General features: G+C 70.6%; 16 protein-coding genes. 9 read left to right on the top strand and 7 right to left on the bottom strand.

Going from position 1 to position 22940, the window contains the following annotated elements; genetic code table 11:
* Positions 1-101: 101 nt before the first annotated feature.
* Both ACLJOU_RS09520 and ACLJOU_RS09515 read right to left on the bottom strand, forming a co-directional pair.
* Positions 102-1901 carry a TIM barrel protein gene (locus tag ACLJOU_RS09520; RefSeq protein WP_410565268.1) on the bottom strand — a complete coding sequence of 600 codons (1800 nt, stop codon included), beginning with the start codon at positions 1899-1901 and terminating at the stop codon, positions 102-104.
* Positions 1891-2739 carry a shikimate dehydrogenase gene (locus ACLJOU_RS09515; protein ID WP_410565264.1) on the bottom strand — a complete coding sequence of 283 codons (849 nt, stop codon included), beginning with the start codon at positions 2737-2739 and terminating at the stop codon, positions 1891-1893. The genes ACLJOU_RS09520 and ACLJOU_RS09515 overlap by 11 nt, the downstream gene beginning before the upstream one ends.
* Positions 2740-2854: 115 nt before the next feature.
* Between ACLJOU_RS09515 and ACLJOU_RS09510 the strand changes: the two genes are divergently transcribed.
* The 3 genes from ACLJOU_RS09510 (at position 2855) to ACLJOU_RS09500 (ending at position 6652) form a co-directional block, all read left to right on the top strand.
* Complete coding sequence (locus ACLJOU_RS09510) at positions 2855-3499, top strand: TetR/AcrR family transcriptional regulator (protein WP_410565263.1); 645 nt, start codon at positions 2855-2857, stop codon at positions 3497-3499.
* A 138-nt stretch (positions 3500-3637) separates the two neighbouring features.
* Positions 3638-4951, top strand: coding sequence for an MFS transporter (locus ACLJOU_RS09505; protein ID WP_410565261.1), 1314 nt, complete (start codon positions 3638-3640; stop codon positions 4949-4951).
* A 195-nt stretch (positions 4952-5146) separates the two neighbouring features.
* Positions 5147-6652, top strand: a complete 1506-nt coding sequence (locus tag ACLJOU_RS09500; protein WP_410565258.1) for a CBS domain-containing protein — start codon at positions 5147-5149, stop codon at positions 6650-6652.
* Between the two features lie 4 nt (positions 6653-6656).
* On the opposite strand, the gene ACLJOU_RS09495 is transcribed toward ACLJOU_RS09500, so the two are convergent.
* Both ACLJOU_RS09495 and ACLJOU_RS09490 read right to left on the bottom strand, forming a co-directional pair.
* Positions 6657-8759 (bottom strand): (Fe-S)-binding protein, encoded by a 2103-nt coding sequence (locus ACLJOU_RS09495; RefSeq protein WP_410565255.1) that lies wholly within the window; start codon positions 8757-8759, stop codon positions 6657-6659.
* Between the two features lie 31 nt (positions 8760-8790).
* Complete coding sequence (locus ACLJOU_RS09490) at positions 8791-9207, bottom strand: hypothetical protein (protein ID WP_410565253.1); 417 nt, start codon at positions 9205-9207, stop codon at positions 8791-8793.
* Between the two features lie 221 nt (positions 9208-9428).
* On the opposite strand from ACLJOU_RS09490, the gene ACLJOU_RS09485 reads away from it, so the two are divergent.
* Complete coding sequence (locus tag ACLJOU_RS09485; protein WP_410565251.1) at positions 9429-10091, top strand: nitroreductase family protein; 663 nt, start codon at positions 9429-9431, stop codon at positions 10089-10091.
* A 1-nt stretch (position 10092) separates the two neighbouring features.
* Here the strand turns inward: ACLJOU_RS09485 and ACLJOU_RS09480 are convergent, their stop codons facing one another.
* A complete protein-coding gene (locus ACLJOU_RS09480) occupies positions 10093-12195 on the bottom strand; it encodes an EAL domain-containing protein (RefSeq protein ID WP_410565249.1) in 2103 nt (700 codons plus the stop codon).
* 716 nt (positions 12196-12911) lie between these two features.
* Entirely contained in the window at positions 12912-15839 is a 2928-nt protein-coding gene (locus ACLJOU_RS09475) for a glycoside hydrolase family 3 C-terminal domain-containing protein (protein ID WP_410565246.1), read from the bottom strand.
* A gap of 352 nt (positions 15840-16191) precedes the next feature.
* Here ACLJOU_RS09475 and ACLJOU_RS09470 point away from each other — a divergent pair, with 352 nt between their 5' ends.
* The 5 genes from ACLJOU_RS09470 to ACLJOU_RS09450 are packed head-to-tail and all read left to right on the top strand — an operon-like array spanning position 16192 to position 22232.
* On the top strand, positions 16192-17199 hold the full coding sequence (locus ACLJOU_RS09470; RefSeq protein WP_410565243.1) for a LacI family DNA-binding transcriptional regulator: 1008 nt from the start codon (positions 16192-16194) through the stop codon (positions 17197-17199).
* Positions 17200-17232: 33 nt separating this feature from the next.
* On the top strand, positions 17233-18465 hold the full coding sequence (locus ACLJOU_RS09465) for an extracellular solute-binding protein (RefSeq protein WP_410565241.1): 1233 nt from the start codon (positions 17233-17235) through the stop codon (positions 18463-18465).
* Entirely contained in the window at positions 18462-19400 is a 939-nt protein-coding gene (locus tag ACLJOU_RS09460) for a carbohydrate ABC transporter permease (protein WP_410565239.1), read from the top strand. The genes ACLJOU_RS09465 and ACLJOU_RS09460 overlap by 4 nt, the downstream gene beginning before the upstream one ends.
* Positions 19397-20212, top strand: a complete 816-nt coding sequence (locus ACLJOU_RS09455; protein ID WP_410565237.1) for a carbohydrate ABC transporter permease — start codon at positions 19397-19399, stop codon at positions 20210-20212. Before ACLJOU_RS09460 ends, ACLJOU_RS09455 begins: the two co-directional genes overlap by 4 nt.
* 16 nt (positions 20213-20228) lie before the next feature.
* Entirely contained in the window at positions 20229-22232 is a 2004-nt protein-coding gene (locus ACLJOU_RS09450; RefSeq protein ID WP_410565235.1) for a TIM-barrel domain-containing protein, read from the top strand.
* A gap of 61 nt (positions 22233-22293) precedes the next feature.
* On the opposite strand, the gene ACLJOU_RS09445 is transcribed toward ACLJOU_RS09450, so the two are convergent.
* Positions 22294-22851, bottom strand: coding sequence for a YceI family protein (locus tag ACLJOU_RS09445; protein WP_410565232.1), 558 nt, complete (start codon positions 22849-22851; stop codon positions 22294-22296).
* Positions 22852-22940: the final 89 nt, after the last annotated feature.

Genomic DNA, 22940 nt, shown 5'->3' with positions numbered 1-22940 from the left:
GGACGTTTTTCACCGCAGGGACACCGGAATCCGGCGCGCCCGCCGTGCCGTGCCGCAACGAAAACCGCCCCGGGAAAGACTTCCCGGGGCGGTGAACGTGCTCAGGCCGGCGTTTTCGCCGGTGGCGCCGCATGTCGGCGGGCGCGGTGCGCGGCCATCCGCACGGGCGCGCCGGCCACCCCGAAGCCCCGGTAGCCGCCGATGCGCTGCACCACCTCGAAGAACACCCGCGCTCCGGCCAGCGCGGTGTAGAAGTGCAGCAACTCGCCTTCGTCGTCCCGGTCGTAGAGCACCGAGTGCGCCCGCAGCGCGGCCAGCCGCTCCGGCGGCAGGTCCAGCCGGGCTTCGAGGTCGTCGTAGTAGTTGCCCGGGATGTCCAGCAGCGGTGCGCCCGCCGCCCGCATCGCCGCGGCCGCGGCCAGTGCGTCCCCGCAGGCGAAGGCCACGTGCTGCGGTTCGGGCACCGCCGGCGCCCATTCGCCGCGGCGGACCACCGCGGCCTCCAGCGTCAGCCGGACCTCCCCCGCCGCCACCGAGCGGCTGCGCACCAGCCCGAACGGCGCCGCGAACTCCGTCACCGACGACGGCGTCAGGCCGAACACCGAGCGGTAGAACAGCGCCGCCTCCTCGAAGTGGTCGAAGGGCTGCGTGAGCGCCACGTGATCGATTCCGAAAACCCCGGCGCCGGCGGCGGTTTCCCCGGTCGGCACGAAGTCGTCGCGCCAGTCGTCCCCGCACAGGAACACCTGGGTGCCGTCCGGCGCCTCGACCGACGCCAGGTCCGCCTCCCGCGGACCGCGCACCCGCGGCAGGACCGGCGCGCCCAGCGCCTCCGCGCGGCGGGCCGAGCGGACCGGGTCGGTGCTCACCAGCGCCACCGCCCCGACGGCGCCGTGCGCGCCACCGCCTTCGTTGACCACCACCCGGGCTTCGCCCTGCTCCCAGAGCTCGACCGGCTTGGTGCGGTGGACACCGGTGCGCGCGAACCCGAGGGACGCCAGCACCCCGCCCGCGCCCGGATCGGTCACGACCTCGGCGAACGCGTGCCCGGCCAGCGCCGGGGCGGCCGGCAGGTCCAGCACGCCCAGTGACTCCTGCAGCCACCGCAGCGACCGCAGCGCGTCGACCGCGGCCGGGCGCGGGTCGGCCTGGCGGAACACGTCGTTGAAGACTTCCAGGGAGAGCGGCCCGCGGTAGCCCGCGGCGAGCACGTGCCCGGTGAACGCCGTCAGGTCGAACTCGCCCTGGCCGGGGAAGAGCCGGTGGTGCCGGCTCCACGGCAGCACGTCCATCGGCAGCTTCGGGGCGTCGGCGAGTTGCAGGAAGAAGATCTTCTCGCCGGGGATCGCCCGGATCGCCGCCGGGTCGTGGCCCTTCGAGAGGATGTGGAAGCTGTCCAGGCAGACGCCGAGCGCGGGGTGCGCGGCGCGGCGGACGATGCGCCAGGCGTGCTCGTACCCGCTGACGTGCCGGCCCCACGCCAGCGCTTCGTAGGCGACCCGCATCCCGCGCGCGGCCGCGAGGTCGGCGAGGGCGCGCAGCTGGTCGGCGGCCAGTTCGTCGTCGTCGATCGCCTCCGGGGCGACCGACGAGCAGACCAGGATGGTGTCCGCGCCGAGTTCGGCCATGACGTCGAACTTGCGCGCCGCCCGGCGGAGGTTGGCCGCGTGCCGCTCCGGCGGGACGGCTTCGAAGTCGCGGAACGGCTGGTAGAGGTCGATCGAGAGGCCGAGGTCGGCGCAGCGGCGGCGGATCTCGGCCGGGCTCGACGGGGAAACGACCAGGTCGTTCTCGAAGAGCTCGACGCCGTCGAACCCCGCCGCGGCGGCCGCGGCGAGCTTGTCCTCCAGGGTCCCGGACAGGCAGACGGTGGCGATCGCGGTGCGGGGTTCAGGCGGCACGGGCGGCCTCCCCGTCGAGGGCGTCGAAGTGGCGCAGCATCCGCGCCGGGTCGGGCTCGGCGCCGGTGAACAGCCGGAACGACTCGGCCGCCTGCAGCACGACCATGCCGCCGCCGTGCAGCACCCGGCAGCCGCGGGCGCGCGCGGCGGCCAGCAGGGCGGTCTCCAGCGGGCGGTAGACGATGTCGGCGACCCACAGGTCTCCGTGTAGCAGCTCGACGGGCACCGGCGAGCCGGGGTGGGCGGCCATCCCGGTCGGGGTGGCGTGCACCAGCCCGTCGGCCCGCCGGAGGGCCGTCAGGTCGCCGGTCCTCGCGCGTCCCTCGCCGAACCTTCGCGTGAGTGCCTGGACCAGGCGGGCGCTCCGGCGGCCGTCAACGTCGTGGACGGTGAGCCGCCCGGTGCCGAGCGAGAGCAGCGCGTGCGCGACCGCCGCGCCCGCTCCCCCGGCGCCGAGCAGGAGGACGTCGTCCATCGGGGCGTCGGGCAGGCCGCGGCCGAGGCTGCGGGCGAACCCGGTCGCGTCGGTGTTGTGGCCGGTCGCGTGGCCGTGGCGGAAGACGACCGTGTTGACCGCGCCGAGCGCGGCGGCTTCCGGCGACAGCTCGTCCAGGTGCGGCAGGACCGCCTGCTTGGCCGGGTGGGTGACGTTGAGGCCGTCGAACCCGGCGAGGCGGGCCGCCGCGAGGACGTCGGCGACCGGACGGCCCAGCACCTCGAGGTCCAGCAGCCGGTAGACGTAGCGCAGGCCGAGCTCGTCGGCCTCGCGTTCGTGCAGGGCCGGGCTGGCGGACGGCCCGATGCCCGTGCCGACGAGCCCGATCAGGTAGCTGGTCACGCCGCGCCTCTCCGTCATTAATGTACGAACTAGTACGTTCACGTTAGCGTGGCGACCGTCGCCGTGGAAGCCCTGGGCTAAAGTGGGGCCGTTCACCTGCAGCGGAGGGAGCCCGGTGGCCGCACCATCGTCGGAGGCCGAGCGCCAGCGCGACAAGGACCGCACGCGCGCCGACATCCTCGCGGTGGCCACGCGGGAGTTCGCGGACAAGGGCTACACCGGCGCCCGGGTCGACGAGATCGCCGCCCGCACCAGCACCACCAAGCGGATGATCTACTACTACTTCGGCGGCAAGGAGCAGCTCTACATCGCCGTGCTGGAGCGGGCGTACTCCGCGCTCCGGGCCTCGGAGCAGCAGCTCGACGTCGAGCACCTCGAGCCGGCGGACGCGCTGCGGCAACTGGCCGCGCTGACCTTCGACCACCACGAGGCGAACCCGGACTTCATCCGGCTGGTCAGCATCGAGAACATCCACCACGCGGAACACCTGTCGCAGTCGGAGATCCTGGCCGGACTGGCCGACCCGGCCCTCGGCGGGATCACGCGGATCCTCGAGCGGGGCCGGCAGGCCGGCCTGTTCCGCGAGGACGTCGACGCGCTCGACGTCCACATGGTCATCAGCTCGTTCTGCGTGTTCCGGCTGGCGAACCGGCACACGTTCAAGGCGATCTTCGGCCGCGACATGCTGGACCCGGACCGCCGGGAGCACTACCGCGCGATGCTGGGCACCCTGCTGGTCACCTACCTGACCGCACGCTGAGCCCCGCGCTCCCCCGGCGAAAAGGATCTCTTGACACCCGGCGCCCCGGTCTCGCAGTCTTTATTAACTAACTAGACCGTACATTGCTTCTCCGCCGAACTCTGCGCAACGAAGCACGGACGTCAGGAGATCGTGCCCGTGACCGGATCGATGCCCCGCAAGGCGGCGCTGGCCGCCTGGATCGGCAGCGCGCTCGAGTACTACGACTTCTTCATCTACGGCACCGCCGCCGCGCTCGTGTTCGGCAAGGTGTTCTTCCCGGCCTCCGCCCCCGCCACCGGGACCCTGCTGGCCCTGGCCACCTTCGGCGTCGGCTACCTGGCCCGGCCGGTCGGCGCGTTCGTCCTCGGCCACGTCGGCGACCGGTTCGGCCGCAAGCGCGTGCTCGTCTTCACCCTGCTGCTCATGGGTTTCTCGACGTTCTGCGTCGGCTGCCTGCCCACGTACGCGAGCGTCGGCGTCCTGGCCCCGGTACTGCTGGTCGCCCTCCGGCTGCTGCAAGGACTGTCCGCGGCCGGCGAGCAGGCGGGCGCGAACTCGATGTCGCTGGAGCACGCCCCGGAACACCGGCGCGCGTACTTCACCAGCTTCACCCTGAGCGGCACCCAGGCCGGCCAGATCCTCGCGACGGCGATCTTCCTGCCGGTCGCCGCCCTCCCGCAGGACCAGTTGCTGGCCTGGGGCTGGCGACTGCCGTTCTGGGGCAGCGCGCTGGTCGTGCTCGTCGGCTTCGTGATCCGGCGCAAGCTCGACGAAACGCCGGTGTTCGCACGCACCGACGTCGCCAAGCTCCCGGTCGCGGACCTGTTCCGCCACCACTGGGCGGACGTCCTGCGCGTGATCGCCGCGGCGACGATCGCCTCGGTGAGCACCATTTTCACGGTGTACGCCCTGAGCTACGCGGTCAACACGATCGGCCTGGCCCGCACCCCGATGCTCTGGGTCGGCGTGCTGGCCAACGTCGTCGCGCTGGCGGCGATCCCCCTGCTGGCCGGCCTCGCCGACCGCATCGGGCGCAAACCGGTGTTCATCACCGGCTGCCTGGCCTGCGGCGTGCTGATCTTCCCGTACCTGTGGTCGATTTCGATCGGCTCGTACGCACTGCTGTTCGTGCTGGGCATCGTGCTGTTCGGCGTGGCGTACTCCGGGGTCAACGGCGTCTGGCCGGCCCTGTACGGCGAGATGTTCAGCGCCCGGGTCCGCCTGTCCGGCATGGCGATCGGCACCCAGATCGGCTTCGCGGTGGCGGGTTTCGCCCCGAGCGTGGTGGCGGCGATCGGCTCGGGCAAGGGAGACTGGCTGGGCGTCGCGACCTTCACGGCGGCGGTCTGCGTGGTGGCGGCGATCGCCGCGGCGACGGCCCGTGAGACGTACCGGGTGCCGACGGCGCAGCTGGGGCAGAAGGCTCCGGCCGAACCGTCCACTGTGGTCGCGTCCGCTGTGGATGGTTGACGGAGGGCCAGGCGCGTCTTGACCGGCGCACCATCCCGAATCCGCGACGGACAACCCCGGACCGGCCACCGAGGCACAGGCGAGTCGGGAAATATGCGGCGAACGGGTGAATCCACCCGGGGTCAAGCGACAATCGCCGTTCCGCGACCGACTCAGTGCGTGAGCCTGCTCATGGTTCGGGGACCCGGGAGAACAATGAAGTCAGCATGGCAAGTCCGCGCGGGACGACGAGGTGAACGCGACCAGGAGTCTCTCGCCGAGGGGCTTACGATCGTCGGCTGGGGCGGCGTTTCCGAGCTGAGCCGGTTCGACACCCGCGAGGCGTTGAAGGCGGAGCTCCGCTTGCTGTACCCCCAACGGTCCAACTACGTGATCGGCAACTGGGCCGGGCAACTGTGGCGATTCTACCGAGAGATGAGCGAGGGCGATTTCATCGTCATGCCGCTCAAGAACGTGCGGCAGTTCGCCATCGGGGAGATCACGGGACCATACCGCCATCGGCCCGAATCGACGCCGGACTGCCGGCACACTCGGCCGGTTCGCTGGATCAGGACCGACGTCGACCCCCAGGAGTTCGAACCGGACCTGCGTGGCAGCCTCGGATCCCTGCTCACCGTCTGCCGCCTGAGCAGGCACGATGCGGTACGGCGAATCGAGGAGATCGCGGCGGGGCGGAAGGACCCAGGCTGGCAGCACGCTTCTGCGAACCTCAATCCGGACGCAACTCGTGCAGACCTGTGGGAAGCTGTCGAGGCCGGCACCGCACCCGTGAAGCTCACTGTCCGCAACCTGCTGTCGCTGTGGGGTTACCGGCGGCGGACCGCGACCTCATTGGAGGCAGTCCAGACGGAGCTGGCCGAACACGGAATCTCAACGACGCCGGCGTTGACCACAGCCCGGATGGACGCGGTAGTCGAATTGCTCCCGATAGCCATCGAGCCGACAGCGACGGACCGGGAGCAGGATCCACCCGAAGTCGAGACGCTGGACGATCTGCCCACCAAGTGGATGGTGCGCGCGATCCTGCCGGACGAACCGGCCATCGAAAGCATCACCCTCGGGAAGCCACTCGCCGCGGCGGTGACCCTCATGCTGGCCAAGAACTATTCCCAGCTGGCGGTCCTCGACGAGAACGGCTCCTATGCCGGGGCAGTCAGCTGGGAATCCATCGGCCGCGCTCGCCTGTCCAAGCCCGAACCGACATTGCAGGACGCGACGACCCAGGTCCGGGTGATCGACTTCGACGACGAGCTGTTCGCCCAGATCGACGAGATCTACCGCCACGGGTACGTCTTCGTCCGGGGAGAAGACCGGCAGAAGCTCATCGGCATCGTGACGGCCAACGATCTCGCCCTCCAGTTCGGCACACTCGCCCGGCCGTTCTCTCTTCTGGAAGAAGCTGAACTACGGCTTCGCCGTAACACCAAGCGCTGCGTGCCCGAGGAGATACTCGACAAAGCCGTACCCAAGTGGGCGAACGGCAACCCGACGTTCGGCAACTACGTCAGGATCTTCAGCGACCGCGCCACGTTCGAATTGCTCGGCTGGCCGCTCGATCACGATACCTTCCTGGACCTCCTCACGAAGGCGAAGAACATCCGCAACGAACTCATGCACTTCTCCGGCGAAGAGGTCCCGCACCAGGACCTCGCCGCCATCGAAGGGTTCTGCGCGACGATCAAGGCTGTCGATCAGTTATAGCCGGTCACACCTTCGGCGCCGACGTGTCCGCGGCCTTCACCCGTTCCAACAGCAGCTGAGCCACATCACGGACATCCACGTTCCCCGCCTTCTGCTCGCTCTGCCGCTGCACCAGCCCATCCGTCAGCATCACGCGGCAGAACGGGCAGCCCGTCACGATCGTCTCCGCCTCCGTGGCGATCGCCTCGTCCACGCGCTCCAGGTTGATGCGCTTGCCGATCTGTTCCTCCATCCACATGCGGGCGCCGCCCGCGCCGCAGCACAGTGCGCGGTCCGCGTGGCGGGGCATCTCGGTCAGCTCTGCGCCGGTCGCGCCGACCAGCTCGCGCGGCGGGGTGTAGACCTTGTTGTGACGCCCGAGGTAACACGGGTCGTGGTAGGTGACCTTCGGGCCCTCCTCCACCGGCTTGACCGGGGTCAGCTGCCCGCCGCGGACCAGGCGGTTGAGCAGCTGCGTGTGGTGGACCACCTCGTAGTGCCCGTCCAGCTGGGGGTATTCGCGGCCCAGCGTGTTCAGGCAGTGCGGGCACGTCGTGACGATCTTGCGCAGCCGGGGCTCGCGGCCCTCGAACACCGCGTTCAGCGTCTCGGCCGTCTGCTGGGCCATCATCTGGAAGAGGAACTCGTTGCCCGCGCGGCGCGCCGGATCACCGGTGCAGGACTCCTCCTTGCCCAGCACCACGTACTTCACCCCGGCGATGTGCAGCAGCTCCGCCGTGGCGCGGACGGTTTTGCGGGCCTGGTCGTCGAACGCGCCCGCGCAGCCGACCCAGTACACGTATTCGACGTCCTCGGCCAGCTCGCCGTCGAACACCGGGACGTCGAAGCCCAGGTCCTTCGTCCAGGCGAGCCGCTCCGAGTTGTTCTGGCCCCACGGGTTGCCCTTGGTCTCCAGGTTCTTGAACAGCCCGCCCAGCTCCGTCGGGAACGCCGACTCGATCATCACCTGGTAGCGGCGCATGTCGACGATGTGGTCGACGTGCTCGATGTCCACCGGGCACTGCTCGACGCACGCGCCGCAGGTCGTGCACGACCACAGCACGTCCGGGTCGATGACGCCGCCGTCGTCCTCGGGCCCGACCAGCGGACGGCCGTCGTCGTGCTCCTTGCCCGCGATGATGTAGGGCGCCTCCTCGAACATGTTGTCGCGCAGGTTCATGATGACGAGCTTGGGCGACAGCGGCTTCCCGGTGTTCCACGCCGGGCACTGCGACTGGCAGCGGCCGCATTCGGTGCACGTGGCGAAGTCGAGCATCCCCTTCCACGTGAAGTCGTGGATCTTGCCGCGGCCGAACGTGTCGTCCTCGCCCGGGTCCTCGAAGTCGATCGGCTTGCCGCCGGACTCCATCGGCAGCAGCGGGCCGAGCCCGTCCGGGAGCCGCTTCGCCGAGACGTTGATCGGCGCCACGAAGATGTGCAGGTGCTTGGAGTACAGCACGATCGACAGGAACACCAGCATGACGCCGATGTGCAGCAGCAGGCCGACCGTCTCCAGCACCTCGGTCGTCGGGTGCCCGAGCGGCCGCAGCAGGTTGCCGACGCCGAGGGAGACGTACGCGCCGTTGTCGTAGGGGAAGTTGCCGGACGCCGAAGACGCGCCGCGGAAGAAGAACATCGTCCAGACGACGTTGAAGATCATGAAGAGGATCAGCCACGCGCCGCCGGTGTGCGAGCCGTAGAACCGGGACGCGCGGTCCTTGCGCTGCGGCGCCTGCCGGATCCGGATGAGCGCGAACACCCCGAGCGAGACGGCCACGGCGACGGCGATGAAGTCCTGCAGGAAGCCGAGCACCGCCCAGTGGCCGATCCACGGGATGGCGAACTTCTCGTCGAACAGCGCGCCGTAGGCCTCGAGGTACACCGAAGCGAGGATCACGAAGCCCCAGAACGTGAAGAAGTGCGCCAGGCCGGGCACCGACCACTTGAGAAGCTTGCGCTGGCCGAAGACCTCGCGCACCTGCGCGAAGACCCGGGCACCGAGGTCGTTCGACCGCTTGGTGTCCGGCTGGCCGGCCTTGATCAGCCGGTACAGGAAGGCCACGCGCTTGCCGGCGACGGCGAGGCCGACGACCGTCATGAGCAGGCCGAGAATGAGACGAACGAGCACGAGTCCTCCGCGTCGTGATGGAAGGACCGGCTCAGTGCGAGCCGGTGTAGTACCGGCACGCCTTGCACGCGTACCGCATCTTCGCGATCCGCCAGTGCTTCCGGTACAGATCGAGGTCGGACGAGCGCCGGACGCCGAGGCGCTGGTAGCGCCCGGGCCGCCGGCCGGTTTCGTACTGCTCGGTCGCGCGGCCGAGGTGGGCGCGCCGCAGCACGCACCCCCGCGTCCGGCAGCGGCCGAGCGCGCTGCGGCAGAACCGGTGCAGCAGCACGAGTTCACCGGTCACTTCTTCGACCACGCCGTAGCCGGGGTGGTCGCCCCGCCCGGCGAGCCGCACCGGCAGCCCGCAGTACGCGCAGGTGAGCGTGCAGGGAAGGCAGCCGGTGAGGTGCCGGATCCGCAGTTCGCGCCGGTCTTCGGAGCCGGGTCCTCGGACGCGCGACGCCATGCAGCCTCCCGGAACGAGTGTGATCGGCACCACTGCCTGCTACTGGAGGGTAATGACGGGATCACGGCCCGCGACAGGTCCGGACGGCCCAGTTTCCTTGCGCCGTTCAGGGCAATTCCCGAAGCAAGGATCACCTTACCGTCCGTAAATCGGACGCATAACCCCGCGAATCGTACGTTCGGCCCTGCTGCCGCATTCGCGTTCGGCCCCACAATTCCGGCATGAGCTACCACCCGGTCCCCTACCGGCCCGCCCGGCTGCCCGACGACGAAGCCCTCGCCCGGGCCGCCGCGCTGCGGCAGCGGATGGAGGCGCGGCGTTCGGTGCGGATGTTCTCCCCCGACCCGGTTCCCGAGCGCGCGGTGCTCGACGCGATCGCGGTGGCCTCCACCGCGCCGAGCGGGGCGCACCAGCAGCCGTGGACGTTCGTCCTCGTCACCGACCCCGCGGTGCGCCGCCGGATCCGCGAAGCCGCCGAAGCGGAAGAACGAATTTCCTACGAAGGCCGGCTCGGCGACCAGTGGCTCGACGCGCTCCGGCCGCTCGGGACGGACGCGGTGAAGCCGCACCTGACGGACGCGCCCTACCTGATCGTCGTGTTCCAGCAGCGGTTCACCCTCGACGAGGACGGCGGGGTCCGCAAGCACTACTACGTCGACGAGTCCGTGGGCATCGCGGTCGGCATGCTGCTCACGGCGTTGCAGGTGGCGGGCCTCGCGGCGCTGACGCACACGCCGTCGCCGATGCGCTTCCTCGGCGAACTGCTCGGCCGCCCCCGCAACGAAAAGGCGTTCGCGGTGATCCCGGTGGGCTACCCGGCCGACGACTGCGTGGTGCCCGACCTGCAGCGCAAGCCCCTCGACGAAGTCCTCGTGCGGATCTGACTCAGCAGGCGGGCAGGCCGCCCGGCCGCTCCGGGAACGCCGGGCCGGACAGCAGATCCGCGCCGCGGTCCTGCCACCACGCGGCCTCGTCCGCGGTCCGCACCCCGGTCACCGAAACCGACGCCCCGGCCGCGTGTGCCGCGTCGATCAAGGCCGACAGCGGCCCGGTCACCAGCGGATGTTCGCGCTTGGCCACCAGGTTGCCCGCGATCCGGACCGCCTGGGCGGGAAACTCGGTCAGGCAGTAGGCATCGGCGAAGCCGTGGATCTCCGCCCGGACGCCGATCTCCGCCAGGACCTTGAAGTTGTCCGCCGCGTCCCCGGTCTCCGCCGTCAGCGCCGCCGCCGGGAAGCCCGGGCGCACGCGGTCCGCGGCCAGGCCGGTGTCGTCCAGGACGGCGCGGAGCTCGCCGACCAGCTCGGGGTCCGCCGCCTGCTGCGGGGTCAGCTCCACGACCAGCGGCACACCGATCCCGGCCGCCGCCAGCCGTTCGGCCGCCGTCCGCAGCAGCCACGTGCCCAGTGGCAACGCCAGCCCGGTCTCCGCGGCCAGCCGTACGCACGTCTCGTGCGGCAGCACGCCCTCGGCCGGGTGATTCCAGCGCAGCCGCGCCTCGACCCCCTCGACCACCCCGCTCGTCGCGGAAACCAGCACCCGGTAGCCGGCCTCGACCTCGCCGTTCTCCCACGCGCCCGCCATCGACGCGGCCAAGCCGAAGTCGTGCCGGTCCCGCCGGTCCAGTGCGCGGTCGAACAGGCCCCACTGGTTGCCCGTCCGCTGGGCGCGCCGCAGGGTCAGGTCCGACGCGCGCAGCAGTTCCGCGGGGGTGATGTCGCGCGGCGGCCGGTGGACGACGCCGATCGCGGCCGCCACCGCCACGCCGCGCTGCCCGTCGACGTACTCCGCTTCGGCGAGCTCGCGGGTGATCCGGCGGACGATCGTCACCACGCCCGGGGTCTCCGCCGTGTTCTGCACGACCACGCCGAACTCGTCGCCGCCGAGGCGCGCCACGAGGGCCTTTTCCGCCTCGAAGACCGTCTTCAGCTTCGCGGCGACACCGCGCAGCACCCGGTCGCCGAGTTCCTGGCCGAGCCCGCCGTTGATCTGCGAGAAGCCGTCGAGGTCGAGGTGGAAGAGCGTCACCCCGCGGGCCGGGTCCGCGTCGCGCAGCAGGGTTTCCAGGCGGGTACTGAAGAACTGCCGGTTCGGCAGGCCGGTCAGCACGTCGTGCAGGGCCTGATGGCTCAGCCGCCGCTGCAGCAGCGAAACCTCGGTGTCGTCGTCCACTATCGTCAGCAGCTGCCGGGGTGCGCCGGTCGCGTCGCGGATCACCGCCGCGGCGAACGTCGCCCACATCGGCTCGCCGTCCTTGCCGACCAGGCGGCGGCCGGCGCGCAGCCGGTGCAGCCGGCCCGCCACCAGCTCGCGGTAGCTCTCCCGCAGCTGCTCGACGTCTTCGGGGTGGACCAGGTCGAACAGCGTCAGCGCGGCGATCTCCGCCGGCGTGCGGTTGAGGGTCTTGGCCAGCGCCGCGTTCGCCCGCAGCACCCGGCCGTCCAGCTCGGTGAGCGCGACGCCGCTGGCCGAGCCGGCGAACACCTCCTCGAACTGGGCCCGGGTGATGACCTGCTTCTGCCGCGTTTCCTGCTCGACCTTCAGCAGCGCGCGGCTCAGGCCCTCCTGCCGCTTCTGGATGTCCTCCCGCAGCATCTCGCCGTAGCCGGAGCTGAAGGCGCCGAGCACCAGCACGACTTTCTCGGCGAGCCGGTCGACCCCGCTCAGTTCCGGCTCCCGCAGCAGCGCCTTGCCCAGTGCTTCGAGGCTGCGGCGCAGGCTGTCCGCGCCGACGCACCGCAGCTCGACGAGCCGGCCGCCCGCGTCCGCGGCCGCGTCGAGGTCCGGCGGGTCGCTCACCACTGCGGCGAACAGCCGCCCCGCCAGGGCCGCCAGCTCGCGTTCGATCTCCTCCGGCGTGTGCGGCAGGTACGCCGTGGTGCTGATCAGGTAGCCCCACCGGCGCGCGAGCGTGCCGAGCCGGCGCGCCGCGCGTTCGGCGGACGGCTTCTTCCGCGGCGCGTCGCCACGGGGATGGGGAGCAGTCACCTCAGGCTGTCCAAGGGTTCAGAGCGCACACCGGTTCGGGTCAATCGGTCCATCTTGGCGCGGAATTGTGCGACACGCACGGAATTCAGTTTGGTCCGATCGAGTGATAACCGTGCGGAGCGATCCCGAGGCGGTCCTGCGGCCAGGAACAGGTGGCGCTGCGGTATTCGCCCGCGTTTTCGTGCAGCGCCACGGAATGCTCCGCGCCGGGCCGGACATACACCGGCAATTTCGCCGGATCGGCGTAGCAGGGCGCTTCTGCGCCCGCAGAACCTTCGCGTCCGGACAGTCACGCAGCGCCAGCGCCCGCAGAAAAGACATCATTCTACTCGACCGCCTGGAAACCGGTACGTAATTCCCCCCGTCACGGGCAGCGCGATCCCCGACAACGCGACCGTGCCCATCCCCGCGAGAACACTACACCGGGTAGCAGGAGCGGCACCGTCAGGTCCGAGTACGACGATCATCGGCAGCCGGTTCGGGCTGCGTCGTCGCCTTGAGCTGCGCGTAGACCGGGCGTGGTCGGCTGCGTGCGCCCGAAGCCGTAGCTCACCGAACCGGCGAATATGGCGATCGTGTAGGGCGCGCCTGCCACCATCGGACCAGGGCGCTGCCCGCCGGGTGCACGAGGAGCCGAGGGGGCTCGCCGTGCACCCGGCGGCAGCGAACTCGCCGCCAGGTCACACCGCCGGGGAGGCTGCTGACCCGCGGCTCGGTCAGCGCAGCGAGAACGTCGCCAGGTTCACCGGGCCGTCGAACGTCAGGTACACGTCGTGGCGGCCGTTCGCCTTCGCCAGCGCCGCCGTCACCGTCGTGTACGCGTAATGGTCGCCCGTCGCGGGCACCGGGATCGTGGCCAGCACGCGCCCGGTCGGCGAGTCCAGGCGGACCGTGACATGCGCCGACGCCGGCGCGGACACCGAGGCCGAGAACCGCGCCGGGCCGTTCAACGCCGCATTGCGGTACACCACCCAGCTGCCGGCCGCGGCGGCGACCGAGGTACCCGAGGTCTTCGACGTGTCCGTCAAGGTCGTGCCGGAGTAGTCGTCGAAGTTCTGGGCCTGGGTCGGCCGGCTCAGGTCGCGCGGCAGGGCCCGCTCTCCCGGCACGTAGACCGGCTGCGGCGCCGAGAGATCGGTCGCGTTGCGGCCGACCGAGAACTCGTACACCCCCGCCGCCACCACGGACCGGTCCCGGGCGACGTCCCAGGCCGCCAGGTCCGCCACGGGCACCTCGAACCGCACCGTGCGGGTCTCCTTCGGCGCCAAGGTCACCTTCGAGAAGTCCCGCAGGCGCTGCACGCCGGAGTTCTTCGAGTAGACCTGGACGACGTCGGACCCGGTGCGGCCGCCGGTGTTCGTCACGTCGACGCTCACCCGGACCTTCCCGCCGGCGAGGGTGGCCCGCACGTCGGCGTAGCGGAAGCTGGTGTAGCTCAGCCCGTAGCCGAACGGGAACAGGGGCTTCCCGCGGTAGTACTGGTAGGTCATCCCGGTCTTGGCGATGTCGTAGTCCAGGATGCCGGGCAGCCCGGCGTCGGAGGCGTACCAGGTCTGCGTCAGCCGCCCGCTCGGGTCGGTGTCGCCGAAGAGCACGTCGGCGACGGCGTGCCCGGTCTCCTGCCCGGCGTGGCTGGTCCACACGATGCCGGGCACCGGCAGGGTGTCCCAGCCGGTCGTCGGGTAGCTGTTCTCCACCACGACGACGGTGTGCGGGTTCGCCTTCCGCACGGCCTCGATCAGGGCGCGCTGCGCGGGGGCGAGCTCGGTGCTCGTGCGGTCGTTCGCCTCCCGGCCGTTGATGAACGGCATGCTGCCGACCACGACGACGGCGGTGTCCGCCCCCTTGGCGGCGGCGACCGCGCTGCCGACCCCGCTGGTCAGCACGTCACGGCCGAACTTCGTCGCGTGCGCGGCGTCCGGGGAGGAGATCGTCAGGACGCCGTCGGCGCCGACGACAGCGAACTTGTTCGGGCCGAACCACGGCTCGTTGACCTCGTTGCCCGCGTACTCGAGCACGTAGCTGCCGTCGGGCTGCGCGTCCAGTTTCAGCTGCTGCTGCACGAACCAGCCGGCCGGCTGGTCGACGTCGTTGACCAGCGCGCCGCCGGAGTAGCTGAGGAACTTGCCGTTCGCGGCCGCGCGCAGCGTGTTCTTGCCCGCACCCCAGTCGTAGACGTCGAAGGACTCGGCGGTGCCGGCGACGGTGCCGCCCGCGGTGATCTTGCCGGTGGTGGCGGGCGCCGTCAGGTACCGGCCGGTGGACAGGTCCTTGAGCGCGATCCGGTCGACGCCTTCGGACGACGCGACCGTGCCCGCCGCGCCGAGCCGTTCCTCGATCCCTTGCACCGGCGTGACCTTGTACTGCATCGCGCCGCTGTACCAGTCTTCGTACAGCGTGTTCGAAAGCGGGCCGACGACGGCGATCTTCTTGTTCTTCGCGGCGTCGAGCGGCAGCGCGCCGCCGTTGTTGCGCAGCAGCACCAGCTGCTCGTCGGCGACCTTGCGGGCCAGGGCCCGGTGCTCCGGTGAGCCGATGACGGCCGGGGGGATCTTCGCGTACGGGTTGCGGCCGGGCGGGTCAAACTCGCCGAGCCGGAACCGCAGCGACAGCAGGTGGCGGTCGGCGTTCTCGACGTCGGCCATCGTCAGGTAGCCCTTGGCGAGCGCTTCCTTGATCGCCGCGACGGTGATCGAGCCGTCGGTGTCGTTGTCGGTGAAGCTGTCGAGCCCGGCCTTGATCGCCGCCGCGTCCCCTTCGGCCTTGGTGGCGTAGTACCTCTCCGAGTTGACCAGGTTGGACGGCGCGCCGGCGTCGCTGACGACGGCGATGTCCTGCGGCGCCCACTTCCGCAGCGCGCCGTCGAGGTCCGGGCTCACGTGGTTGGGCCGCCCGTTGACCAGGTTGTACGACGGCATCACGGCGTTGGCCGCGCCGGCCTGCAGCGGGATCTTGAACGCCTGCTGGTCGTAGTCGTGCAGGATCTTCGGCGGCACCGAGGAGTTGCTCGTGTCGCGGTTGACCTCGTTGTTGTAGGCGAGGAAGTGCTTGAGCGTCGGAGCGGCCTGCAGGTACCGCGGGTCGTCGCCCTGCATGCCGTGGCCGTAGGCCTTCGCGAACTCGCCGGTCAGGTAGGGGTCTTCGGAGTAACCCTCTTCGTTGCGGCCCCACCGCGGGTCGCGCAGCAGGTTCACCACCGGGGCCCACAGGTTGAGGCCCCACAGCGTCGGGTTCCGCGCGTTGAACCCGCGAGCCTCCTGCCCGACGGCCGCCCCCACCTGCTTCACCAGCGCCGGGTTCCAGGTGCTGGCCAGGCCGATGGCCTGCGGGAAGACCGTGCCGTCGGCCTTCACCACGGCACCCTTGTCGTCGTAGTCGGTGGACCACGCGACGCCGTGCAGCGCCTCGGTGCCGGTTTTGAACACGCCGATGCCGAGCCGCGGGATCGCCGGCTCGTACTGGTGCAGCAGCGAGATCTTCTCGTCCGCCGTCAAGCGGGAGAGCAGGTCGTCGATCCGCGTGGCCAGCGGCAGGGCCGGATCGCGGAACGGTGGGGGCGGTGCCGCCGGCGCCGGGGACTGGCCCAGCAGCAGGGTCGCGGCCACCGCCGGGACGAGGGCACGGCGGAAGAGGGACAGGCGCACGGACGGCCTCCGATTCGTCGAATCGTTTCGACGGCGTGGCGCGGAACATTCGCGTCGAACGGCGGGGAACCCGACGACTATTACAGCCGCGTGAGCGCGCGGTCAAGACTTGCTGGGATCGCTCCCAGGCGCCGCCGCCGCGTACCGCAAACCGGGCTCTGAGCTGCGAGAAGAACCGTCAACAGGCGCTTTCGACGATTTCGATGCGGCGGCCTGTTGTCGAATATGAATCGAATGCGCGTGAACGACGAATGATGCTTGTGTTTCGGACCGGTGTCACTTACCTTCGTGCCATCGTCGATGCGCTTCGACAAACCGGTTCCTTCTCCTCCCCGTCCCCAGGAGGCCGCCCGTGGTCACGATCAACGACGTCGCCAACGCGGCCGGGGTGGCCCCCAGCACGGTGTCGTACGTGATCAGCGGCAAGCGCTCGATCTCGCCGAAGACCCGGCGGCTGGTCGAGGACAGCATCCGCAAGCTCGGCTACCACCCCCACGCCGGGGCGCGGGCGCTGGCCAGCAGCAAGACCAACGTGCTCGCGCTCGTCGTGCCGTTGCGCACGGACCTCAACGTCGCCGTCGTGATGGAGTTCGTCGCGTCGGCGGTCACCGCCGCCCGGGCGCACGACCACGACCTGCTGCTGCTCACCAAGGACGAGGGTCCCGCCGCGCTGCAGCGGGTGGCGTCCTCGGCGATCGCCGACGCGCTGATGGTGATGGACGTCGAAACCGCCGACCCGCGGGTGCCGATGCTGCTGGCCCTCGACCTGCCGGTGGTGCTCATCGGCGTGCCCGACCACCCGGCCGGGCTGAGCTGCGTCGACCTCGACTTCACCGCGGCGGCCTCGGCGTGCGTCACGCACCTGGCCGACCTCGGCCACCGCTCGATCGCGCTGATCGGGCCCTCCCCCGCCGTCTACCGGCGCGGGACGAGCTACGCGACGCGGTTCCTGCGCGGCTTCGACGAAGCCACGCAGAGCCGTGAGCTGCGCGCGGCCTCCCATGCGTGCGCCCACTCCTACGAGGCGGTGAGCGCCTGCCTGGACGAGCTGCTCGCCGCGGACCCCGGACTGACCGGCCTGGTAGTGCACAACGAGGCCGTGCTGCCCGGGCTGCTGTCGGACCTGCGCCACCGCGGCCTGCGGGTGCCCGAGGACATCTCGGTCATCGCCGTGTGCCCGGACGGCATGGCCGAACAGCACGTCGTGGCGCTGACCAACGTGGCCATCCCGGCCGAAGAGGTCGGCACCCAGGCCGTCGAAATGACCATGCGCCGGCTCGCCGGCCACACCACCCCGGAGGTCCGGCTGCTCGGGCCCCGCCTCACCCGGCGCGAGAGCACCGCATCGCCGCGCGCCTGACCGGTTCTGCTCCGCTGCCGAAGGAGAATCACCATGTCCGTACTTCGTCGTGCCCTCGTGCTCTCCGCAGGCGCCGCGCTGCTGGCCGCCTGCAGTCCCAGCCCGGCCCCGTCCGCACCGGGCGGTACCGACGCCCCGGCCGCCACGTCGATCACCGAGCTGGACTACTACGCCGACGAGCAGGGTTCCGCCGCGTGGCAGAAGATCCTCGACACCTGCGCCGCGCAGACCGGCATCAAGATCGAGCGCCAGAAGGTGCCGACCAGCCAGATGCTGCCGAAGGTCCTGCAGAGCGCCAGCTCGAAGACGCTGCCGAACCTGCTCTTCACCGACAACCCGACGCTGCAGCAGGTCGCCGCCACCGGCGCGCTGACCCCGCTGAGCGACTACGGCATCAGCACCGACGGCTACTACGACAGCATCGTCAAGGCCGGCACCTACCAGGACAAGCTGTACGGCGTCGCGCCCGGCGTCAACGGCCTCGCGCTGATCTACAACAAGGACCTCCTGCAGGCCGCGGGCGTCGAGCCGCCGAAGACCTGGGACGAGCTGAAGGCCGCCGCGGCGAAGCTGACCAAGGGCGGCAAGTACGGCCTCGCCTTCTCCGCCATCCCCTCCGAGGAGGGCACCTGGCAGTTCCTGCCGTTCTTCTGGAGCAACGGCGCCGAACTGTCGCAATTGGACTCGCCGAAGGCGGGCCAGGCACTGCAGTACGTGACCGACCTGGTGAACTCCGGTTCGGCGTCGAAGTCCGTGGTGACCTGGAACCAGAACGACGTCGCCGACCAGTTCGTCGGCGGCAACGCGGCGATGATGATCAACGGCTCGTGGAACATCGCGCGGCTCGACGAGCAGAAGTCGCTGCACTACGGCGTCGTGCCGATCCCGGTGCCGCAGGCCGGCGGCAAGCCGGTGGTCGCCCTCGGCGGCGAGGTCGGCACGATCCCGGTGACCGGCGGCCCGGCCCAGCAGGCCGCGGGCAAGGTGCTCTCCTGCATCCTGTCGGAGCCGACGATGCTCGAGTGGAGCAAGGCGCACGCCTACATCCCGTCGAAAACGGCCACCGCGCAGAAGTTCGGCACCCAGCAGCCGGCGATGCAGGCGTTCGTCGACGAGGTCGGCACGGCCCGCTCCCGCACCGCCGAGCTCGGCGAGAAGTACCCGAAGGTGTCCCAGGCGCTGGCCGACGCGCTCCAGGCGGCGCTGACCGGGAAGACCCCGGTCGACCAGGCCCTCAAGGCCGCCCAGCAGGCGAGCGGCTCGTGACGGTCGCCGCCGCCCCGACGGTCTCGGCACCGTCACGCGCGAACCGGAAGTCCCGCCGGGACAGCCGGTTCGCCGCGTGGGCGTTCCTGCTGCCCGCCCTGGCGTACGTCGTCGTGTTCTTCGGCTACCCCCTGGTCGCGAACCTGGTGATGAGCACGCAGAACTACACGGTGAAGTCGTTCTACACCGGTGAGGCGCCCTTCGTGGGCGTCTCGAACTACTCGGCCGTGCTGACCGACCCGCTGTTCTCCACGGCCGCGCTCAACACGGCGCTGTTCACCGCCGGGTCGATCGTCTTCCAGTTCGGCATCGGCCTGGCGCTCGCGGTGTTCTTCAACGGCCGCTTCCTCGGCAGCGCGCTGCTGCGGTCGCTGCTCCTGCTGCCGTGGCTGCTGCCCCTGGTGGTCAGCGGCGCGGTCTGGCGGTGGATGTTCGACCAGGACCACGGCGTGCTCAACGCGGGCCTGCGGTTACTGGGCTTCGACGCGGTGCCGTGGCTGAGCAGCACGAGCTGGGCGCTGCCGGCGGTGATCCTCACCAACATCTGGATCGGCATCCCGTTCAACCTGGTGATCCTGCACGGCGGGCTGCGCGCGATCCCGGCGTCGCTCTACGAGGCCGCGGCGCTGGACGGCGCCGGGGCGTGGCAGCGGTTCCGGCACGTCACCTGGCCGCTGCTGCGGCCGGTCACCGGGATCGTGCTCATGCTCGGGCTGGTCTACACGGTCAAGGTGTTCGACGTGATCATGGTCGTCACCGGCGGCGGGCCGGCCAACGCGACGCAGACGCTGACCACGTGGTCGTACCGGCTGTCGTTCCAGGACTTCGCGTTCGGGCAGGGGGCCGCGGTCGGCAACGTCCTGATCGTGGTGGCGACGGTCTTCGGGCTGCTGTACCTGCGTTCGGCGAAGGCGACCCTGGCGGAGGCGGCGTGAAGACGGCGAACTGGCCGCGGACCGTGGCGGGCGTGCTGATCGTCGCGGTGCTGTTGTTCCCGCTGTACTGGATGGTCAACGCCTCCCTGCAGCCCAGCGGCGCGCTGCTGCGCCCCGACCCGGCGTTCTTCCCGGTCGGCGGAACGCTGGACGGCTACCGCAAAGCCGTCTCGACGCAGGGACCGAACCTGCTCTCCAGCGTCGTGGTGGCGCTCGGCACGGTGGTCGTGTCGCTGCTCGTGGCGGCACCCGCGTCGTACGCGCTCGCCCAGCTGAAGGTGCGCGGCGGCCCGGTGCTGGTGTTCGTGCTGCTCATCGTGCAGATGATCCCGGGCATCGTGATGGCCAACGCGCTCTACACCGTGTTCAGCAACCTCGGCCTGATCGACAACTACCTCGGGCTGGTGCTCGCCGACTCGACCGCGACCATCCCGTTCGCCATCCTCCTGCTGCGGGCGTTCATGATCTCCGTGCCGAAGGAGCTCACCGAAGCGTCGCGTGTGGACGGTGCCGGGTACTGGCGCACGTTCCGGTCGATCATCCTGCCGGTCAGCCGCAACGCGCTGGTCACCGCCGGGCTGTTCTCGTTCCTGTTCGCCTGGGCCGACTTCCTGTTCGCCGTCACCCTGACCACCGGGCAGTCGTTCGAGCCCATCACCGTGGGCATCTACCGGTTCGTCGGCAACCAGTCCGCCGACTGGAACGGGATCATGGCCACCGCCGTCCTCGCCGCGATCCCCGCGGCCGTCCTGCTGGTCGTCGCCCAGCGCTACGTCGTCGCCGGGCTGACCAGCGGCGCCGTCAAAGACTGACTTCCAAGGAGACCGCGTGATCGCCACGACCGAAGACGGCCGCTCGCTCGAAGTCCGCGTGCGGCACGAGGTGCTGCGCATCGAGCCGTGGGGCGACGGCAGCCTGCGCGTGCGCGCCGGACGGCACCGCATCCTCGACGACGTCCCGGGAGCGCTGCTGCCGGCGAAGCCGTCCGCCGCCACCGCATCGGTGGAGGGACGCACCGGCCGGGTCGTCAACGGCGCACTGACGGCGATCGTCGAGATCGCCGACACCGACACGGGCATCGACGCCCAGCTGCGGTTCGTCCGGAGCGACACCGGCGAGGAGCTGCTTTCCGAGCAGCGCGCGCACTTCTGGTGGCCCGGCGCGCGGCTGTTCATGCCCTCGCGCAACGGCTACGGCCGGCTCGAACAGCGCTTCAGCGCCTACGACGGCGAGCGGCTCTACGGCCTGGGGCAGCACACGCACGGCCGGCTGGACCAGAAGGGGCTGGTGCTCGACCTGGTGCAGCGCAACGCCGAAGTCTCGGTGCCGTTCCTGCTGTCCAGCCGCGGCTACGGGTTCCTGTGGAACAGCCCCGCCGTCGGCCGGGTCGAGCTGGCGGAGAACGGCACCCGCTGGGTCGCCGACGACGCGCGTCAGCTCGACTACTGGATCACCACCGGCGACGGCCCGCGGCAGATCCTCGGCCACTACGCCGACGCGACCGGGCACGCGCCCATGCTGCCGGAGTGGGCGGCCGGGTTCTGGCAGTCGAAGCTGCGCTACCGCACCCAGGAGGAGCTGCTCTCGGTGGCGCGGGACTACCACGCGCGGGGACTGCCGCTGTCGGTGATCGTGGTGGACTTCTTCCACTGGACGCACCTCGGCGACTGGCGGTTCGACCCGGCCGAGTGGCCGGACCCGGCCGGGCTGGTGCGCGAGCTTTCGGAGCTCGGCGTCAAGCTGATGGTTTCGGTGTGGCCGTCGGTCAGCCCGCTGTCGTCGAACTACCAGCAGCTGCACGAGCAGGGCCTGCTGGTGGCGGCCGAGAGCGGCGTCCCGGCGCACGCGCCGTGGAAGGACAAGGGGTTCGGCGTCGAGATGCCGGTGGCGTTCTACGACGCGACCAACCCCGCGGCGCGGCGGTTCGTCTGGAGCAAGGTCAAGGAGAACTACTACGACCTGGGCGTGCGTGCGTGGTGGCTGGACGGCGACGAGCCGGAGATCCAGCCCGGGCACCCGCACAACCTCGGCTTCCACGCGGGTCCGGGCGCGGAGGTGTTCAACCTGTACCCGCAGGCGAACGCGCAGACGTTCCACGACGGCATCCGCGCCGAAGGCGATGACGAAGTGGTGCTGCTGAGCCGCTCGGCGTGGGCGGGCAGCCAGCGTTTCGGGGCGGCCCTCTGGTCGGGCGACGTCGGGGCGACCTGGGAGTCGCTGCGGGCGCAGGTCCGGGCCGGGCTCAACGTGGCGCTGGCCGGAATCCCCTGGTGGACGACGGACATCGGCGGCTTCCACGGCGGCGACCCGGCGTCCCCGGAGTACCGCGAGCTGATGGTGCGGTGGTTCTCCTACGGCGTGTTCTGCCCGCTGTTCCGCCTGCACGGCTTCCGCGACCCGCGCCCGGCGTTCGGACCGGAGATGACCGGCGGCCCGAACGAGGTCTGGTCGTTCGGCGCGGAGGCCTACGAAGCGATCACCGCGTCGCTGCGGCTGCGGGAACGGCTGCGACCGTACCTGATGGAGCAGATGCGGGTGGCCCACGAGCAGGGCATCCCCCCGATGCGCCCGCTGTTCGTCGACTTCCCGGCGGACCCGGCGGCCTGGGCGGTGGACGACCAGTTCCTCCTGGGTCCGGACGTGCTCGTGGCCCCGGTGCTGGAACCGGGGGTCACGACCCGGACGGTGTACCTGCCGGCAGGGGCGTTCTGGACGGACGCCGTGGCCGGCACGCGGCACGAGGGCGGCGGCTGGGTCGAAGCACCGGCACCGACCGAGCGGATCCCGGTGTTCCTCCGCGACGGGGCCGAGCTGCCGATCCGCCCGGAGTGAGCGGTACACGACGCATTCCTGTCCTCCGACGGCAGGAATGCGTCGTGTACCGCGTCCGGGGTCAGGCGGACTTGATCGCGGAGATCTCGAACTCCAGCGTGACCTTGTCGCTCACCAGCACGCCGCCGGTCTCGAGCGCGGCGTTCCAGGTGATGCCGTAGTCCTTGCGGCTGATCGTGGTGGAGCCCTCGAAGCCGATCCGGTCGTTGCCGAACGGGTCCTTCGCCGAGCCCTCGAACTCGAACGGAATGGTCACCGAACGGGTGACGTCCTTGATCGTCAGGTCGCCGGTGACGTCGAAGCTCGTCTCGCCGGTCTGCTGGATCTCGGTCGAGGTGAAGGTGATCTGCGGGTACTCGTCCATCGACAGGAAGTCGTTGCTCTTCAGGTGCCCGTCGCGGTCGGCGTTGCGGGTGTCGATGCTGTGGGCCTGGATGGTCACCTGGACGCTCGACTTCTCCGGCGCGTCGCCGTCGATCGTCGCGGCGCCGGTGAACTCGTTGAAGCTGCCGCGCACCTTGGTCACCATGGCGTGCCGGGCGACGAACCCGATCCGCGAGTGGGCGGCGTCGAGGGTGTATTCGCCGGTCAGCTGGGGGTAGGTGGTCGCGCTGGTCATCGCTGTTCTTCTCTCCTCGTGGTGGCACCCCCCGGTGATTGAGGGTTCAACGACACTGTACTCATTTTGGCTGGTTGCGCAAGCAAGCT

The sequence above is a fragment of the Amycolatopsis sp. cmx-4-61 genome (assembly GCF_046548775.1).
Classification (GTDB): domain Bacteria; phylum Actinomycetota; class Actinomycetes; order Mycobacteriales; family Pseudonocardiaceae; genus Amycolatopsis.
Note: the sequence above shows the minus strand (reverse complement) of the source record. Positions and strands in the feature narration are given on the sequence as shown.

What these genes read in the sequence shown, in the direction of transcription:
- ACLJOU_RS09445 (WP_410565232.1), bottom strand. Translation starts at nt 22,851, where the DNA reads ATGACCAGCGCGACCACCTACCCCCAGCTGACCGGCGAATACACCCTC.
- ACLJOU_RS09500 (WP_410565258.1), top strand. Translation starts at nt 5,147, where the DNA reads ATGAAGTCAGCATGGCAAGTCCGCGCGGGACGACGAGGTGAACGCGAC.
- ACLJOU_RS09490 (WP_410565253.1), bottom strand. Translation starts at nt 9,207, where the DNA reads ATGGCGTCGCGCGTCCGAGGACCCGGCTCCGAAGACCGGCGCGAACTG.
- ACLJOU_RS09465 (WP_410565241.1), top strand. Translation starts at nt 17,233, where the DNA reads ATGTCCGTACTTCGTCGTGCCCTCGTGCTCTCCGCAGGCGCCGCGCTG.
- ACLJOU_RS09485 (WP_410565251.1), top strand. Translation starts at nt 9,429, where the DNA reads ATGAGCTACCACCCGGTCCCCTACCGGCCCGCCCGGCTGCCCGACGAC.